The organism is Burkholderia sp. MSMB2157WGS, from assembly GCF_001532755.1.
Classification (GTDB): Bacteria; Pseudomonadota; Gammaproteobacteria; order Burkholderiales; family Burkholderiaceae; genus Burkholderia.
In genome coordinates, this window is record NZ_LPJG01000005.1 from 183,976 (window position 1) to 200,894 (window position 16,919).

Consider the following 16,919-nt stretch of genomic DNA (forward strand, 5'->3'; position numbering starts at 1 on the left):
GTAACGAGTGGCCGCACCGAACCGGCGAGATGGTGTCAAAAGCGCGGCCAATTCCGCCGATTGGGTCGCGTAGACGCAGGCGTGACGGCCTGACGGCACCCAAAAAAACGCCCGCACGAGGCGGGCGGGGAGGCGAACGAGCACGCCCTCACATCAGCGTGTAGTTCTTGTTGTCGGGTGGGCGGCGCGCGCGTCGAGCACGTCGCGCGGCGCGTCTCAACGGCTCGCGATGCTCTGGTACTGGCCGACGGCCTGCACGCGGCTCATCGCCGCCTGGTATTCGTCGGTCAGCTCCTGCTGCGCGCGTTGCGCGTCGGCGAAGATGCGGTCGTTGCTGACCTGCATGCGGCGGATCGCGGCGATGCCGACGGGCGGCTGATCGGTCGAGAGCAGCGCGACGAGCTGCCAGCGCGCATCGGCGAGGCGCACGGCCTCGGCCCAGTCGGCCATCGTGGCCGCGTGTTCGATCGAGTCGGTCAGCGCGTCGATCCGGGCGATCAGTTCGGTCTGTTCCATCGAGGCTCTCCTGTCCGGCTAGCGGTCAGCTCTTGTTGTTCGCCAGCGCGCCGCCGCTGTTCGCGCCGCCGAACAGCTGGGTCAGGTATTGCGAGTTGCTGTTCATCGTCGCCATCAGCGTGTTGAGCGCGGTGAACTGCGCCTGGTACTGGGTGGTCAGCTGTGCCGCGTAGTTCGTCAGCGTCGTCTGCTGCTGGGCGACGTTCTTCAGATCGTTGCTGAGCGCGGTCGTGCGCGCGGCGATCAAACCGTTCGTCTTCGTGTAGTTCGTGATGTTCGTCGTCAACTGCTCGCCGATCCCGTTCGTCGAGTTGAACAGCGACGCGACGCCCGTCGGATTGTTCTGCAGCGCGCCGTTGAGCGCGGTGCTGTCGACCTTCAGCGTGCCGTCGGCCTGCAGCGTGACGCCGATCGACGCGAGGTTGACCGTCGAGCCGTTGCTGTTCACGCCGCTCGCGACGATCGACGCGAGCGCATTCTTGATCGTGTTGAGCGTCGAGTCGCCGAGCAGCGGGCCTTGCGACGACGCGCCGGACGTGAAGCTCGACAGCGAGCCCATCGTCGTGACGAGCGTGTTGTAGAGCGTCGCGAAGTTGTTGATCGCGGCGGCCTGGGATTTCGTGTCGGTCGCGACCGTCAACGTTTGCGGCTGCGTGGCGCTGACGGCGGCGCTGGTCAGGTTCAGCGTGACGCCGGTGATCGCGCTCGTCACGGTGTTGCTCGCGCTCGTGCCGGCGATCCCGTTGATCGTGAACGCGGCGTCCTGTGCGGCCGTGCTCTGCTTCCACGCGGCGCTGCCGTTCGCGGACGCGATCGTCGACTGGCCGCCCGTCGTGCTGGCCGTCGACGTGACGCCGAGGCTGGACAGGCCGTTGTCGCTCGCGACGTTGCTGAGGGCGACGCCGATCGTGCTCGCCGCGCCGGTCGGCGTCGAGCTGAGCACGAGGTGCGCGCCGTCGCTGCCGTTGACGACCGACGCGACGATGCCCGGGTTGCCGGTCGCGGAGTTGATCGCGGCGGCGATGCCGGACAGCGTGTTGTTGGTGTTGTTCACGTCGACGGTGAACGACTGGCTGCCGAGCGACAGCGTCATCGTGCCGGTGCCGAGCGCGGTCGACGCGCCGAACGCGGCCGACGACAGCGACTGCGACGTCGCGATCTGCGTGACGCCGACCGAATAGCTGCCGGCCACCGCGCCGGCGCCCGCGGTCGCGGTGAGGCCGGTGCTGCTCGCGGTCGCGGTGAAGGTGTTCTGCAGCGAGCCGTTCGACAGCGTCGTGAGGCTGGCCTGCAGTGCGCTCAGCGCAGCCGACAGCGCGCCGTACGCGGAAATCTGGGTGTTGTCGCTGCTTTGCTGCGCGTTGAGCGCGGCGGCCTGACCGGCGGTTTTCGCATTGACGAGTGCCGTCACGAGCGAGTTGACGTCCATCGACGAGTTGCCGGTCGAACCGCTGATGATCGATTGGGCGGCTTGCTGCAGCGCGCTGTTGGCCGAGTTGTTGGCGGCGGTGACGGCGGGATTGATCGTCGACATCGTGTTGCTCCGTGCGGCGGGTGATCCGGGAAGTTCTGGATGAAGACCTGGCGGCGGAGCAACGCCCCGCGCGCCAAGTGCCTGCGGCCGGGCCGCGCGTTACGCGGGGCCCGGCCGTGAGTTGCTACGCGGTTACTGCAGGAGCTTCAGGACCTGCTGCGGCAGCGAGTTCGCCTGTGCGAGCACCGAGATGCCTGCTTGCTGCAGCACCTGGTTCTTCGACATGTTCGCGGTTTCCTGCGCGAAGTTCGCGTCGGTGATCTGCGATTGTGCCGACGACAGGTCGGTCGATTCCGCCTGTTGCGCCGTGGCGATTGCCGTGAAACGGTTTTGTGCCGCGCCCAGTGCCGCCTGCACGTTGTTCACCGTCTGCAGCGCGTTGTCGATCGACACCATCGCGACGTTCGCACCGCTGACCGTGCTGATGTCGAGGTTCGACACGGTCTTCGGCGTGTTGACGGCGTTGATCTGGGCGATGGCGTTGTTGATTGCCGTCAGTTGTGCAGCCGTGGTGCCCGCACCCGTTGCGCCCGATTGCAGCGACAGTGCGCCGACTGCCGTGCCCGTGCCGGCCGTTGCGTTCGAACCGAAGACGGCCGTTGCGGCGCCCGACGTGATGCCTTGGCCGTTCTGGTCCGTAAACGAGTAGCCGCCCTGGCCGTCCGAAATCACGTTGATCGCGGTAATCGTCGCGCCCGAAGCGGTGTATGCGCCGGCGCTCGTGAGCGACAGGCCCGTCACCGTACCCACCGTCTGGCCCTTCTGCACCAGGCCGCCGCCGATCTTCGCAGCCGACATGCTTTGGCTCAGATCGAGCGAAATCGTCTGGCCGACGTTCGCGCCGACCTGGAACGACACGATGCCTGCCGAGCCGTCGAGAATGTTCGTGCCGTTGTACGTCGTTTGCGACGCGATACGGTTCACTTCCTGGATCTGCTGCGCAACTTCCTGCTGCAGTGCTGCCTGGTCGGTCGTGGACATCGTGCCCGTCGACGCCTGGACGGCCAGCTGGCGGATACGCTGCAGGCTGTTCGTCAGCGACGACAGTGCGCTCGATGCCGTCTGGATCATCGACACGCCGTCGTTGGCGTTCGACACGCCCTGGTTCAGACCGTTGATCTGGGTCTGCATCCGGGTCGAGATCGCGAGGCCTGCCGCGTCGTCCGCTGCGCTGTTGATGCGCTTGCCCGACGACAGGCGCGTGATGGCCTGGGACAGGGCGTTTTGCGAGCCGTTGAGGTTCTGCTGTGCAACCAGCGAGTTGATGTTGCTGTTAATTCCGAGCATGGAAAAATCTCCTGTGTAAGCCGAAAGCCCTGGAAAGCCGTTTTGGCGTCGGCGGAAGCACTCGTTCATTGCTGGCCGCCTCAGAGCAGGATTTCGGCGTACCAAAACAAAACTTGAGGGGCGCTTGCAGATTCGGCCCGATTTTTTATCCTTCTTTGTCAATTCGGACCGGCGCAGCACGGCGCCGGATTAAATGGGGCAGAAACAGGCGCGGAGACGCAGTCGCGACGCTGTCCACACACGACCGACAAAAGGGTGGTTTTGTCTGTGATTCCCTGCTATGATGGCGGGCTGAATTGAGATTTTCTGTCACGCCTTTGCCGGTTTCGGCATGTCTGCTGGCAGTCAAACGCGGCGCTGCACGCGGTTGTGAAGCGTACTCGCGGTGCTTTCCGCCTCTCTTTTCCGGCCTCCGAGGCCGTATTTCCGCTCGTTTCGCCTGTTGTGGGGACGCTCGGATGGCCGGTGCGTGGCGCTTGGCCGCTACGTTTTTGACCGTTTAAGCAATTTAGGAACGACATGACGACGATTCTTCTGAAAGAAAACGAGCCGTTCGAAGTGGCGATTCGCCGCTTTCGTCGCGCTATCGAAAAAAATGGCCTGATCGCTGAACTGCGTGAGCGCCAGTCTTACGAAAAGCCGACCGCAGTCCGCAAGCGCAAGAAGGCAGCAGCCGTCAAGCGCCTGCACAAGCGTCTGCGCAGCCAGATGCTGCCGAAGAAGCTCCACTAAGAGCGTCTGCCGGTTCGCCGCAAAACGGCGGAGTGTGCCTCGAAAGAGGCCGCTCCGCCGTTTTGCTTTTGCGGGCCGGGAAAATCCCGGGGCCATTGCGGCGCGGGTGTTCCCGCCGGCTGGCGAGACCCTGCGGCCAGCGGGTTGCGGCCGCCGGCCGCGGCGTTCAGAAATCGATCTTCGCGCTCAGGCTCACTGTGCGCGGGTCGCCCGGCTTCACGTAGTCCGCGTACTGGTATTCCCAGTAACGGCGGTTCAACACGTTGTCGATCGATGCGCGCAGCGTCACGTCGTGCCGTCCGACCCGCGTCAGGTAACGGGCGCCCGCGTTGACGACGAGAAAGCCCGGTGCGTCGAGGCCGCCGGCCGCGCGCAGCGGCGTCGCGCCGGTGAATTTCGCGTCGACGCCGAGCGTCAGCCCCGGCACGCCCGGCACCGCATAGCCGAGGTCGCCGGCGAGCACGAAGCGCGGCGCGCCGGCCACGCGGTTGCCATTGTTGCCGATCCCGTTCGCGTACCACGCGTCGAGCAGCATCGTGTCGACGCCCGCGTTCCAGTGCGCGCCGAATTTCGCGCGCGCGCCGACCTCGATCCCCTGAATGATTGATTCGCCGTCCTGCACGTAGACGTTCGCGGCGTTCGCGTATTCGGCGCTGCGCTCGATGCGGAACAGCGCGGCCGTCGCGCTCCAGCGCGCGTGCTCGCTCTTGATCCCCAGCTCGTACTGCTTGCTGCGCAACGGCTTGAGCACCTGGCCCGCGTTCGCGTAGACGTCGTTCACGCGGCTGCCGGGCTCGAGCGACTCGGCGTAGCTCGCGTACGCGGTGGTCGTCGGCGCGAGCTTGAACATCACCGCGAAGGTCGGCGTCACTACGCCGTTCTGGCGATAGCCGGGGTCCTCGACGCCGCTCGCCTGGAACGCGCGCTGCGTGTAGTTCATGTAGCGCACGCCGGCCAGCACCGACCAGCGCTCGGTCAACTGCACGGTGTCGCTCGCGAACAGCGATTTCTGCACGATCTCGCTCGTGCGGTACTGGATGAAACCGTGCGGACTCTCGTAGCGGTACGGATTCGGCGCATAGAGGTTGCCGGCGCCGAGCGGCACGAACACGCTGTTCGCCGAATAGTCGTTCGCCTGCTTCTGCCACGACGCGCCGAGCACGATCTGGTGGCTGAACGGGCCCGTGCGTACCTTGCCCTCGACCATCGCGCGCCACTGGCTGAAGCGGTGATCCTCCATGCCGACGTAGCGGCTGTCGGTGTAGTAGCCGGCCGCGTCCTGCAGGTAGAGCGTGCTTTCGTTACGCCGGCGCGTCGCCTTGCTGTAGCTGTACGTGACGTCGAGCTGCCAGTCGGGCGAGAGCTGGTATTGCAGCCCGGTCGTATAGAGCTGCAGGTTCGTGTTCAGGTACTGGTCCTTGCCGCCCAGGTTCGTCGATCCGCCGCTGATCGTCGCGGGCAGCGCGCCGCCCGGATAGCTGCCGGTGAAGATCGACGGCGTCTGGCCCGTCGTGCGGCGGTCCTGGTACAGCGCGCCGAACGACACGGACAGGTCGCGCGTCAGGTTCGCCTGCAGCGCGAGCGACACGCTGTCGCGGCGGATGTTGCCGTCGTTGTAGGTCTTGCCTTCCTCGTGGGTCGCATTCAGCCGCGCGCCGAACATGTGGTCGGGCCCGAAGCGCTGGCCGAGATCGACATGCTCGGTCCACACGTTGGTGCTCCGGTAACCGATGTCGACGCTGCGCACCGGTTCGGCGCCCGGCTGCTTCGTCACGTAGTTGACGACGCCGCCCGGCGTCACGAAGCCATACAGGAAGCCGCCGAGCCCCTTCAGCAGTTCGACGCGATCGAGCTGCTCGTACGGCATCGTGATGCCGTACGTGACGAACGGCAGTCCGTCGATCTTGTAGCCGTTCTGCCAGTCGAGCTGCATGCCGCGCACCGTCATGTAGCTGGCCCAGGCGCTGTAGGCGCCGCTGTTGTCCGACACCGACGCGTCGTTCGCGAACACGTCGCCGAGCTTGTACGGCTGGCGGGCCTCGAGCTCTTCCGACGTGACGATGGTCGTCGAGAACGGCGTGTCGAGCTGGCGGCGGGTGCCGAGCGCACCCGTCGAGATCGTGTCGGTCAAGTGTTGCGGCGAATCATGCGCGGCCGTGATGTTGAGGGCGGGCAGTACCGCGGCGTCGCCGGGCGAATCGTCCGCGTGCGCGAGCGACGCGGCAAGGCAGGCGAGAGCGGCGGCCACGCGGCGTGGACGGACAGGCGGGCGGGCGAGGCAGACGGTCATGGCGAGCGAGTAAAAATGCGAGTAAGAATCATTCGCATTGCGTTAAAATGTCGCGCATCGTATCAAAACCCGCCAACCGCGCAACAATTCCATGCCGCGTACAAGGGCATCCGGCCTCGCCCGACCCGGCCGGACGATCGTTGCGCGGCGCCCGACATCAAATGAACTGCATTTCGTCGAATCGGGGCCGCCGCTCGTGCCGGCCCGCTTTTCTTTCGCCGCGCACGCGATGAACGCGTTCCTGCGACCGTTTCTCGTGCGCCTGCACCGCTGGTTCGGGCTCGCCATCGCGCTGTTCCTGTTCGTCGCGGGGCTCACCGGCGCGCTGATCGCGTGGGACCATGAACTCGATGCGGCGCTGAACCCGGATTTCTATATCGCGCGCAGCGGCGCGGCGCCGCTTGCGCCGCTCGAGCTCGCGGCGCGCATCGAGGCCGCCGATCCGCGCGTGCAGGTGACCTATCTGCCGCTCGCGATCGAACCGGGGCACACGCTGCAGGCGGGCGTGATGCCGCGTACCGATCCGGCAACCGGCCAGCCGTACGCACTCGGTTTCAGCCAGATCGCCGTCGATCCCGCGACCGGCACGGTGCAGGGCCGCCGCGAATGGGGCGCGCCGTCGCTCGCGCGGCTCGACCTGATGCCGTTCATCTACCGGCTGCACTACTCGCTGTTCCTGCCCGTGTACGGCGGGATCAATTTCGGGTTCTGGGTGATGGGCGTCGTCGGCATCGTGTGGGCGATCGACAGCCTGATCGCGCTCGTGCTCGCGTTTCCGAACCTGAAAAGCTGGCGCAAGTCGTTCGCGTTCCGCGTGCGGCGCGGCGGCTATCCGCTCGTGTTCGACCTGCACCGCTCGGGTGGCGTGTGGGTGTGGGGGCTGCTGCTCATCGTCGCGGTCACGTCGATTTCGATGAACCTTGCGGTGCCCGTCGTGCGCCCGCTGGTCTCGCTGGTGTCGCCGCTCGCCGAAACGCCGTACACGAATCCCGAACATTTCCCGCCGGCCCCGCCGGGCAGCCCGGTATTGCCGCGCGAGCGGATCGTCGAGATCGCGCGCTCGGCCGGCCGCGACGCGGGAATCGCCGCGCCGCCGGGTGCGCTGCTGTTCGCCCCGGCGATGAATGCCTATGCGGTCGGGTTCTTCACGCCCGGCAACGACCATGGCGACGTCGGGCTCGGCAACGCGTGGCTGTACTGGAATGCGGTGACCGGCAAGCCCGTCGCCGCGCAGGTGCCGGGCCGCGGTTCGGCCGGCGACCTGTTCATGCAGGCGCAGTTTCCGCTGCACTCGGGGCGGATCGCCGGTGTCGCCGGACGTGTCGCCGTGAGCGTGCTCGGCATCGTGATCGCGATGCTGAGCGTGACGGGCATCTGCATCTGGGTGAAGAAGCGCAGCGCACGCGTGCGAGCTGCGCGGAGCGCGCGGGCGGTCGTATCGGCGTTGTCGCGCGCGGCGCGGTAACGGCCGAACGGCAAGTCACGAGCGGCCGGCGGACGGTGCCCCCGCCGCAGGGCGGCGGCGCGGCGTCCGTACCGGGTTTGCACTGGCGCCGTCAGCCCGCCTTGCGCCGGCGTGCCGACTGCTTGCCGCCGAGCGCCGCGCATCGTGCGTGGCAAGGGCAGCCGGCTTCGTGATCGTTGACCATGCCGGTCGCCTGCATCAGCGCATAGCAGATCGTCGAGCCCACGAACTTGCAACCGTACGCCTTCAGCGCCTTGCTGAGCGCGTCGGACTGTTCGGTGGACGCGGGCGCGTCGCGGTACGACTGCCACGCATTCTGAACCGGCGTGTCGCCGACGAACGACCACAGGAACGCGGCGAGCGACCCGTGCTCTTCTCGTATGCGCTGCACCGCGCGCGCGTTGGTCACCGCCGCTTCGACCTTCGCGCGGTTGCGCACGATGCCCGGGTTCTCCAGCAACTTCTCGATGCGCTTGGGCGTGAAGCGCGCGACGGCGTCGACGTCGAAATCGGCGAATGCTTCGCGATAGCCCGCGCGCTTGTTCAGGATCGTCGACCACGACAGCCCCGCCTGCGCGCCTTCCAGGATCAGCATTTCGAACAGGTGGCGATCGTCGTGCGACGGCACGCCCCACTCGGTATCGTGATAGTGAGCGTCCGCTTCCGTCTTCACCCAGTTGCACCGCTGCGACATCGTCTGCCTCGTTTTCAGTGTCGATTCGATCGCGCCAGCATAGCGGAAGCCCTTTTGGCGGGATAGCCGGCCGAACGGCAGATGGGCGCGCGGCGCCGATCCGGTTAAGCTTGGCGCCTGTTCGAATCAGCGGGATGAAGGCATGGCGGCATTACTTTTTGCGATCGGCATCGACGGCGGCGGCACGGGCACGCGCGCGGTGCTGGCGGACCGGCACGGGCGCGAGCTGGCGCAGGGGCGCGGCGGTCCGTCGGGGCTCGGCCTCGGTATCGAGCGCGCCTGGGCGTCGATCGGCGCGGCCTGCGCGGACGCGTTCTCGCAGGCCGGTCTCGTGTTCGAGTGGTCGCAGTGCGCGCTCGGCTGCGGGCTCGCCGGCGTCAACAACGCGGCGTGGCTCGCCGCGTTCCGCGCCAAGGCGCCGCTCGGCGCGCTCGCGATCGAGAGCGATGCGTACACGACCGTCGTCGGCGCGCACGGCGGCGCGCCGGGGCTCATCGTCGCGCTCGGCACCGGCAGCATCGCGGCGGCGCTCGATGCGACCGGCGCGTGCCGGATCGCGGGCGGCTTCGGCTTTCCGTCCGGAGACGAGGCGAGCGGCGCGTGGCTCGGCGTGCGCGCGCTCGCCTATGCGCAACAGGCGCTCGACGGTCGCGTGCCGCGCGACGCGTTCGCCACGGCTCTCCTTGCGGAAACGGGCGCGCAGAACCGCGACGCGCTCGTCGAGTGGTCGTGCGACGCGAACCAGACGGCCTACGCGCGTCTTGCGCCGATCGTGTTCGCGCACCGCGCGCATCCGGTCGCGAGCGCGCTGATCGCGCAAGCCGGCGACGAGATCGGCAAGATGATCGACGCGCTCGATCCGCAGCAGGCGCTGCCGGTCGCGCTGTGCGGTGGGCTGGCGGACGCGCTCGCGCCGGCCGTGCCGGCGCGGCACGCCGCACGGCTGCGCGCGCCGCTCGACGATTCGGCGCATGGTGCGCTGCGGCTCGCGCTGCAGGCGTTGCGGGCGGCGGAGGGCGGCTAGTTCGGCCAGATCGGCCAAGTCGGCCAGGGCCGCGGAGGGCGATTAAGGTGAGCGGCGCGTGCAGCAGATGCCGCGCCGCAGCAGCGCGTCAAGCGGCGCGGGCCCGGCAACCGCCCGGCGCGCTGTCGGGCACGACGTTAAAATGACGCTTCCTCCGTGCCGCGAGCGCCACTCTCCCGTCCCATGTACAAAGTCATCGCCACCGATCTCGACGGTACGCTGCTGAACAGCGACCACCAGCTCGACCCGTACACGATCGACACCGTTCGTCGGCTCGACCGCGACGGCGTGCAGTTCGTGATCGCCACGGGGCGCCATTATGCGGACGTCGCCGGCATTCGCGATGTCCTCGGCATTCGGCCGTACCTGATCACGTCGAACGGCGCGCGCGTGCATGCGCCGGACGACACGACGATCCACGCGCAGGACATCGACGCAGCGGTCGTGCGCAGCCTGGTGCAGCCGGAAGTCGTCGGCGCGCACGGCCGCGTGATCGTCAACCTGTTCACCAACGACGGCTGGCTGATCGACCGCGAAGCGCCGCACCTGCTCGAATTCCACCAGGATTCGGGCTTCCGGTACGAAGTGATCGACATGGCCGCGCACGACGGCGCGGCGATTGCGAAGGTGCTGTATATCGGCGAACCGGCCGATCTGGCGGTCGTCGCCGAGCAGATGCGCGTGCAGTTCGGCGATACGCTGTACGTCACGTACTCGCTGCCCGACTGCCTCGAAGTCATGACCGCGAACGTGTCGAAGGGGCGCGCGCTGCGCACGGTGCTCGCGCGGCTCGGCATCGACGCCGGCCACTGTATCGCGTTCGGCGACAACATGAACGACATCGACCTGCTCGAAACCGCCGGTCACGCATTCATGATGAACAACGCGAACCCCGACCTGGTGGCGCGGCTGCCCCACATCCCGCGGATCGGCAACAACTTCGACGCGGGCGTCGCCCGCCACCTGCGCACGCTGTTCTCGCTCGAAGACGACGTCGTCGCGTCCTGAGCGCCCGCGCCGGCGGCGTTTTCCGTGCAGCAATGAAAAACGGGCGCCAGGGGCGCCCGTCGAAATTGCCTGCCTCGATGTTCTTCGACAGCGTGAGGCTCGCTGCTCTGCTCGCTTGACCCCGTAACGTTTTATTCGCTTGTGCGAGCTGATGCGGGCAGCAGGTCGACGGCGTCGTCACGCCCGGCGACCAGCGGGTAGATGATCCCTGCGAGTACCGCGCCGATCAGCGGCGCGACCCAGAACAGCCAGAGCTGGCCGATCGCGTCGCCGCCCACGAACAGCGCCGGGCCGGTCGAGCGCGCCGGGTTCACCGACGTATTGGTGACCGGAATCGAGATCAGGTGAATCAGCGTCAGGCACAGCCCGATCGCGATCGGCGCGAAGCCGGCCGGCGCGCGCTTGTCGGTCGCGCCGAGGATCACGAACAGGAAGAAGCCCGTCATCACGACTTCGCAGATGAACGATGCGGCGAGCGAGTAATGGCCGGGCGAGCGATCGCCGAAGCCGTTCGTCGCAAAGCCGCTGCCGACGACGTCGAAACCCGGCTTGCCGGTTGCGATCAGGTACAGCACGAACGCGCCGAGCGTGGCGCCGACGACTTGCGCGACGATGTACGGCACGAGATCGCGCGCCGGGAAGCGGCCGGCGACCGTCAGGCCGACGCTTACCGCCGGGTTCAGGTGGCAGCCCGAGATGTGGCCGATTGCGAATGCCATCGTCAGTACGGTCAGGCCGAAGGCGAGTGCGACGCCGGCAAAGCCGATGCCGAGGCCCGGAAAGGCGGCGGCCAGCACGGCGCTTCCGCACCCGCCGAGCACCAGCCAGAACGTGCCGAATACCTCTGCAGCGAGACGCTGAGAAAGATTCATCTAAGGACCTCGTTCAAGTGGGTTGAAGACCCCGAACGACGCAACGAATTTATTCCGTCGTCCGGAATTGGTCTGGATTATAGGAAATGAATCGGGCGCAGGAGGGTAAACGATTGTTAAATTTGAATGGCTGACGAATGCCTTTTATTAGAATAAGTCCGCATTCTCGATATAGGCGATTCGGTTAAAGATGGCAGCATTAATTTCGAAGGGCAGGGCGGCAGTGCGGACGACGTAACGGATGTTGGTGTCCCGGCCGGATTCGCCGGGGCCGCATCATCGAAAAGGGGAGTCGAAAAATGTCTCAATACGCGAAACTCAAGGCGCAGATCGCCGATCTGCAGGCCCAGGCGGACGACGTGCGCCGCCAGGAAGTGGCAGCGGTGATTGCCGATGTCCAGCGAATGATTGCCGAGTATGGCCTGACGGCCCAGGACCTGGGCTTCGCGGAGCGGGCGCGGCGCGGGCGTCCGCCGAAGAAGGCGCCGCTGCCGCCGAAATACCGCGATCCGAAGTCGGGTGCAACCTGGAGCGGGCGCGGCAAGCCGCCGAATTGGATCGCCGGCAAAAACCGCGATCGTTTCCTGATCGAGTGAGCGCAAGCCGAATAGAAAGAGCCGCATCGACGATGCGGCTCTTTTGTTTTGCGCGCCGATTTCGGCGCGGATTTACCGGAATATTTTCCGTGCGGATTTCCGTGTCAGGCGCCCGCAACCCGGCGCAATGCCGGTTGCTTGGTTGCCGCGCATAGCGATTCGTAAGTTTCGACGTAACGCTGCGCCATGGCCTTCGCGCTGAAACGCGTGTCGAAACGCGCGCGGATCGCGCTGCGCGACAGGCTGTCGATCCGGTGCAGCGCGCCGACCGCGCCCTGCACGTCTTCGACGATGAAGCCGGTCACGCCGTCCTCGATTACTTCCGGTACCGAGCCGCGGTTGAACGCGACGACCGGCGTGCCGCAGGCCATCGCCTCGATCATCACCAGGCCGAACGGCTCCGGCCAGTCGATCGGAAACAGCAGCGCCTTCGCGCCGGACAGGAACGCCGGCTTTTGCGCTTCGTTGATCTCGCCGATGAATTCGACATGCGCCTGGTCGAGCAGCGGCTCGATCACTTCCTTGAAGTAGTCCGCGTCGGCCTTGTCGACCTTCGCGGCAATCTTCAGCGGCAGCCCGCTTTGCGCGGCGATCCGGATCGCGGTGTCGACACGCTTTTCGGGGCAGATCCGGCCGAGGAACGCGAGATATTCGGGCTTCACGTGCTGCGGGGTGAGCAGCGTGTCGGGCAGCCCGTGGTACACGGTGCCGGCCCACGCGGCCTGCGGCAGCGGCTTGCGCTGGTTGTTCGAGATCGACACGACCGGCGAATCCGGGAAGGCGTCGAACACCGGCTGCAGCTCCGGCAGGTCGAGGCGACCGTGCAGCGTCGTCACGTACGGCGTGTCGAGGCGCGACATCAGCGGGAACGGCAGGTAGTCGAGGTGGAAGTGCAGCACGTCGAATTCGTGCGCGACCCGGGCGACCTGCTCGAGGAGCCGCATATGGGGCGCCATCGAATCGCGGACCGACGGGTCGAGCCGCAGCGCGCGCGGCCACGCCGCCTCGAGGCGGGCCGACGTGACGGAGTCGCCGCTGGCGAACAGCGTCACGTCGTGGCCGAGTTCGACGAGCGCCTCGGTGAGGTAGGACACGACGCGCTCGGTGCCGCCGTAGAGTTTCGGCGGGACGGCTTCGTAAAGCGGCGCGATCTGGGCAATTCGCATGGGTGTTCTCCTGTGTCGATCCGACGGCGCGACGGCGCCGATGCGGATCCGTACAAGGTGGCGGAACTTGCCGACGCACGCGGTTCGCGGTACGTGGCCGGGCCGCGGGCGGGGTGCGCGGGGCGCCGGTCGGCAAGCTGCGGGGCGGGCCGGCACGGCTCGTGCCGCCGCCCATTGGAGTTCATTATCGATATCGCCCTGCGGGGTTCGAGTGTTTTTTCAAACACTTAAGGCTTGTTACACGATGAAATACGCGAAAACCCCGAGAAAAAGGGCGCGGAATCGGGAATCGCGACAGCCATAACTATTGTTGCGCTATCGTGAAAAAGCACTATAATTTTTACCGATCCGATTGTCGGCAGCCCTGCCGGCAAGCCTTGCGCCACGCGCGCCGCGGCCATCCACCCCGTGCAACCGAATTCGCGTTGCAACCCGCTTTTCCGCCCTTCCCTTTCAATTCGCCTTGTCGGAAAAATTCCTACACGGTTTACAGACAAATCCTGCATGGCATACGCCACTTCGCTGATACCGACATAAATCCCGTTTGGCCAAAATTCGCCCTGTAAGACTATAAACGAGCCGATCGAGCGCCCGCTGCGCATCGATCGAGCAAACGTTTTCATAACATGAATGGCCAAAGCAAAGCTTTTTAACGGGGGAATCATGAGCGCTACCAGCGAAATGCTCAGTGAGATCAAAGAGGTCAACCTGTCGTACCTCCTCCTCGCGCAGCGCCTGCTGCGGGAAGACAAGGCGATGGGCATGTTCCGCATGGGCATTTCCCAGGAACTCGCCGACGTGCTCGCCAACCTCACGCTCGCCCAGACCGTGAAGCTGGCCGCGTCGAACCAGATGCTGTGCCGCTTCCGCTTCGATGATCACGCGCTGCTGTCGTCGCTCGCCGACAAGGGCCGCAGCGACGTCGTCACGCACGCCCACTCGGCCATCCTGATGGCCGGGCAGCAGGTCGAAGGCGTCCGCTGATCCATCCCGCCCTTGCGTCTGTCCCGGCGTGCCGCGCCGGCCGGCAGCGTATCGGCCATTCATTCGAACAACGTCAAGCGGACGGTTATCACCATGGCAAGCAAAAGCGTCGTGATCGAGGTGAAGGAAATCACCCTCGCCATCGAACTGATCGAACTGGGCGCCCGGCTGCAGCTGCTGGAGGCGGAGACGAGCCTGTCGCGGGACCGTCTGATCAAGCTGTACAAGGAACTGAAGGGCGTGTCGCCGCCGAAGGGGATGCTGCCGTTTTCGACCGACTGGTTCATGACGTGGCAGCCGAACATCCACTCGTCGCTGTTCTACAACATCTACCGGTTCATGCAGGACCACGGCCGCTGCGAGCCGATCCAGTCGATCGTGAAGGCGTACCGGCTCTATCTGGAGCACGTGAACCTGTCCGGCGACGAGGCCGCGCTGAGCCTCACGCGGGCATGGACGCTGGTGCGCTTCTTCGACTCTGGGATGCTGCAGATGACCCCGTGCACGCGCTGCGGCGGCCACTTCGTCGCGCATGCGCATGATCCGCATCAAGGTTTCGTGTGCGGCCTGTGCCAGCCGCCGTCGCGCGCCGGCAAGACCCGCAAGGCCGCCGCCGCGCGCGCCGAACTGGCCGCCGCCGCGGCCTGAGCGCCGGGCCGGGCAAGGCGGGACGGGGCGCGAGCGGCGCACGGGCGACGCCCGCGGGCCGCGCGAATCGTCCGCGCATTGCTCTGGTAAACACCGTCGGGCCGCCGCCGCGCGGCCGCGAAAGTTTTCCTGCCGACTGCCGTAAACCTGTTTAACGGCGGTCTCCCCGCCGGTCTTTCGTGAGGGACAGGCAGTGCTGATTATCGTGGGAACACTCGTGACGCTGTTGTCCGTCTTCGGCGGTTATGCGCTGGCAGGCGGGCATCTGGGCGCCTTGATCCAGCCGGTCGAGATCCTGATGATCGTGGGCGCCGGCGTCGGTGCGTTCATCCTCGGCAACGGCGGCAAGACCATCAAGGCCACGCTGCGCGTGCTGCCGACGCTCTTCAAGGGCTCGAAATACACGAAGGACGTCTATATGGAGCTGATGGCGCTTCTTTACGTGCTGCTCGCGAAGGCACGCAAGGAAGGCACGCTGACGCTCGAGGCCGACATCGACGATCCGCAAAAGAGCCCGATCTTCACGCAATACCCGAAGATCCTCGCCGATCACCACATCGTCGAATTCCTGACCGACTACCTGCGCCTGATGGTGGGCGGCAACATGAACGCGTTCGAGATCGAAAGCCTGATGGACGAGGAGATCGAGACGCACCACGCGGAAGGCGAAGGTCCGGCGCACGCGCTGATGCGCGTCGGCGACGCGATGCCGGCGTTCGGCATCGTCGCGGCCGTGATGGGCGTCGTGCACACGATGGCGTCGGCCGACAAGCCGCCCGCGGTGCTGGGCGCGATGATCGCGCAGGCGCTGGTCGGCACGTTCCTCGGGATCCTGCTGTCGTACGGGCTGATCGGGCCGCTCGCGAGCCTCGCGGAGCAGCGCGTCGCCGAGTCGACCAAGATGTTCCAGTGCATCAAGGTGACGATCCTCGCGACGCTGAACGGCTATGCGCCGGCGATCGCGGTCGAGTTCGGCCGCAAGGTGCTGTTCTCCACCGAGCGCCCGTCGTTCTCCGAGCTCGAAGAACATGTGCGCCGCGTGAAGGCGAAGTGACGCGGAGCGACCGATGAGCAAGAGCAAGGATCGCGCGATCGTCGTCAAGCGGGTGGCCCCGGCGAAGAAGGGCCACCACGGCGGCGCATGGAAGCTCGCGTACGCGGACTTCATGACCGCGATGATGGCGTTCTTCCTGCTGATGTGGCTGCTGAGTTCGGTCACGCCGGTGCAGCTGAAGGGGATCGCCGAATACTTCAACATGCCGCTGAAGGCCGCGATTCTCGGCAGCGGCGACCGCAGCTCGCAGGACTCGAGCATCATCAACGGCGGCGGCCGCGACCTGTCGAGCGTCGACGCCGGCACGCTGCGCCGCACCGACGGCACGACGTCGCTCGCCGAGCGCGTCGCGAAGCCGGTCGACGAGCATGCGCAAGCACAGGCGCAGGGCGCGCTCGAACGGCTCGAGCAGGCGCGCCTGCACGACCTGCAGATCAAGCTGATGGCCGCGATCGAGGCCAATCCGACGCTGCGCCAGTTCAAGCAGCAGATTCGCATCGATTCGACGCTGATGGGGCTGCGCATCGAGATCGTCGATACGCAGAAGCGGCCGATGTTCGCGATGTCGAGCGACCACGTCGAGCCGTACATGCGCGACATCCTGCGCGAGATCGGCAAGACGCTGAACGACGTGCCGAACCGGATCATCGTCCAGGGTCATACCGACGCCGTGCCGTACGCGGGCGGCGAGGGCGGCTACAGCAACTGGGAGCTGTCGGCCGATCGCGCGAACGCGTCGCGCCGCGAGCTGATCTCCGGCGGCATGGACGAGGCGAAAGTGCTGCGCGTGCTGGGCCTCGCATCGACGCAGAACCTGAACAAGGCCGATCCGCTCGATCCGGAAAACCGCCGGATCAGCGTGATCGTGCTGAATCGCAAATCCGAAGAAGCGCTGATGCGCGACGACGCGACGACGACGACGCTGTCCGCCGACGCGGCCGGCTCGAAGCTGCTCGCGCAGCAGCTCGGCGGCCCGGCGCCGGCGGTGCGTCCGGTCGTGGCGAGCGCCGTCGCCGTGGCGCCGAAACCCTGACGTTTCCGAGACAGAC

17 protein-coding genes are annotated in these 16,919 nt (G+C 66.4%); 9 read left to right on the top strand and 8 right to left on the bottom strand.

Translation table 11 applies throughout. The features are described 5' to 3' along the window. Window positions 1-216 precede the first annotated feature (216 nt). The 3 genes from WT53_RS02230 to WT53_RS02240 all read right to left on the bottom strand — a co-directional run bounded on the left by WT53_RS02230 (window position 217) and on the right by WT53_RS02240 (window position 3,337). Entirely contained in the window at window positions 217-516 is a 300-nt protein-coding gene (locus WT53_RS02230) for a flagellar protein FliT (RefSeq protein ID WP_034209594.1), read from the bottom strand. A gap of 25 nt (window positions 517-541) precedes the next feature. Then, complete coding sequence (gene fliD / locus WT53_RS02235; protein ID WP_034209593.1) at window positions 542-2,050, bottom strand: flagellar filament capping protein FliD; 1,509 nt, start codon at window positions 2,048-2,050, stop codon at window positions 542-544. A 132-nt stretch (window positions 2,051-2,182) separates the two neighbouring features. Then, entirely contained in the window at window positions 2,183-3,337 is a 1,155-nt protein-coding gene (locus tag WT53_RS02240) for a flagellin (protein ID WP_034209592.1), read from the bottom strand. A 519-nt stretch (window positions 3,338-3,856) separates the two neighbouring features. On the opposite strand from WT53_RS02240, the gene rpsU reads away from it, so the two are divergent. Beyond that, complete coding sequence (rpsU, locus tag WT53_RS02245; protein WP_006401410.1) at window positions 3,857-4,069, top strand: 30S ribosomal protein S21; 213 nt, start codon at window positions 3,857-3,859, stop codon at window positions 4,067-4,069. A gap of 166 nt (window positions 4,070-4,235) precedes the next feature. Here rpsU and WT53_RS02250 read toward each other — a convergent pair whose 3' ends face one another. Continuing rightward, the gene (locus tag WT53_RS02250) at window positions 4,236-6,359 is read right to left on the bottom strand and encodes a TonB-dependent siderophore receptor (protein WP_034209591.1); all 2,124 of its coding nucleotides are present in this window, start codon (window positions 6,357-6,359) and stop codon (window positions 4,236-4,238) included. 229 nt (window positions 6,360-6,588) lie between these two features. On the opposite strand from WT53_RS02250, the gene WT53_RS02255 reads away from it, so the two are divergent. After that, a complete protein-coding gene (locus tag WT53_RS02255) occupies window positions 6,589-7,824 on the top strand; it encodes a PepSY domain-containing protein (protein ID WP_034209854.1) in 1,236 nt (411 codons plus the stop codon). 91 nt (window positions 7,825-7,915) lie between these two features. Here the strand turns inward: WT53_RS02255 and WT53_RS02260 are convergent, their stop codons facing one another. After that, entirely contained in the window at window positions 7,916-8,518 is a 603-nt protein-coding gene (locus WT53_RS02260) for a DNA-3-methyladenine glycosylase I (RefSeq protein ID WP_034209590.1), read from the bottom strand. 142 nt (window positions 8,519-8,660) lie between these two features. Here WT53_RS02260 and WT53_RS02265 point away from each other — a divergent pair, with 142 nt between their 5' ends. Both WT53_RS02265 and WT53_RS02270 read left to right on the top strand, forming a co-directional pair. Then, window positions 8,661-9,542: a BadF/BadG/BcrA/BcrD ATPase family protein gene (locus tag WT53_RS02265; protein WP_034209589.1), complete on the top strand. Its 882-nt coding sequence runs from the start codon at window positions 8,661-8,663 to the stop codon at window positions 9,540-9,542. Window positions 9,543-9,725: 183 nt separating this feature from the next. Next, complete coding sequence (locus WT53_RS02270) at window positions 9,726-10,550, top strand: Cof-type HAD-IIB family hydrolase (RefSeq protein ID WP_034209588.1); 825 nt, start codon at window positions 9,726-9,728, stop codon at window positions 10,548-10,550. A gap of 131 nt (window positions 10,551-10,681) precedes the next feature. Here the strand turns inward: WT53_RS02270 and aqpZ are convergent, their stop codons facing one another. Then, complete coding sequence (gene aqpZ / locus WT53_RS02275; RefSeq protein WP_034209587.1) at window positions 10,682-11,422, bottom strand: aquaporin Z; 741 nt, start codon at window positions 11,420-11,422, stop codon at window positions 10,682-10,684. Between the two features lie 299 nt (window positions 11,423-11,721). Between aqpZ and WT53_RS02280 the strand changes: the two genes are divergently transcribed. After that, window positions 11,722-12,018, top strand: coding sequence for an H-NS histone family protein (locus WT53_RS02280; RefSeq protein ID WP_034183894.1), 297 nt, complete (start codon window positions 11,722-11,724; stop codon window positions 12,016-12,018). Window positions 12,019-12,122: 104 nt separating this feature from the next. Here WT53_RS02280 and WT53_RS02285 read toward each other — a convergent pair whose 3' ends face one another. Both WT53_RS02285 and WT53_RS33315 read right to left on the bottom strand, forming a co-directional pair. Continuing rightward, the gene (locus WT53_RS02285) at window positions 12,123-13,184 is read right to left on the bottom strand and encodes a glycosyltransferase family 4 protein (RefSeq protein WP_034209586.1); all 1,062 of its coding nucleotides are present in this window, start codon (window positions 13,182-13,184) and stop codon (window positions 12,123-12,125) included. Window positions 13,185-13,411: 227 nt separating this feature from the next. Beyond that, window positions 13,412-13,849: a hypothetical protein gene (locus tag WT53_RS33315; RefSeq protein WP_179948981.1), complete on the bottom strand. Its 438-nt coding sequence runs from the start codon at window positions 13,847-13,849 to the stop codon at window positions 13,412-13,414. Between WT53_RS33315 and flhD the strand changes: the two genes are divergently transcribed. The 4 genes from flhD (at window position 13,848) to motB (ending at window position 16,903) form a co-directional block, all read left to right on the top strand. Beyond that, complete coding sequence (gene flhD, locus WT53_RS02290; RefSeq protein ID WP_034209585.1) at window positions 13,848-14,168, top strand: flagellar transcriptional regulator FlhD; 321 nt, start codon at window positions 13,848-13,850, stop codon at window positions 14,166-14,168. The genes WT53_RS33315 and flhD overlap by 2 nt on opposite strands. Before the next feature lie 93 nt (window positions 14,169-14,261). Next, window positions 14,262-14,816: a flagellar transcriptional regulator FlhC gene (gene flhC / locus WT53_RS02295; protein WP_034209584.1), complete on the top strand. Its 555-nt coding sequence runs from the start codon at window positions 14,262-14,264 to the stop codon at window positions 14,814-14,816. 193 nt (window positions 14,817-15,009) lie between these two features. Further along, window positions 15,010-15,870, top strand: a complete 861-nt coding sequence (gene motA / locus WT53_RS02300; RefSeq protein ID WP_034209583.1) for a flagellar motor stator protein MotA — start codon at window positions 15,010-15,012, stop codon at window positions 15,868-15,870. Window positions 15,871-15,883: 13 nt separating this feature from the next. Then, window positions 15,884-16,903: a flagellar motor protein MotB gene (motB, locus tag WT53_RS02305; protein WP_034209582.1), complete on the top strand. Its 1,020-nt coding sequence runs from the start codon at window positions 15,884-15,886 to the stop codon at window positions 16,901-16,903. Window positions 16,904-16,919: the final 16 nt, after the last annotated feature.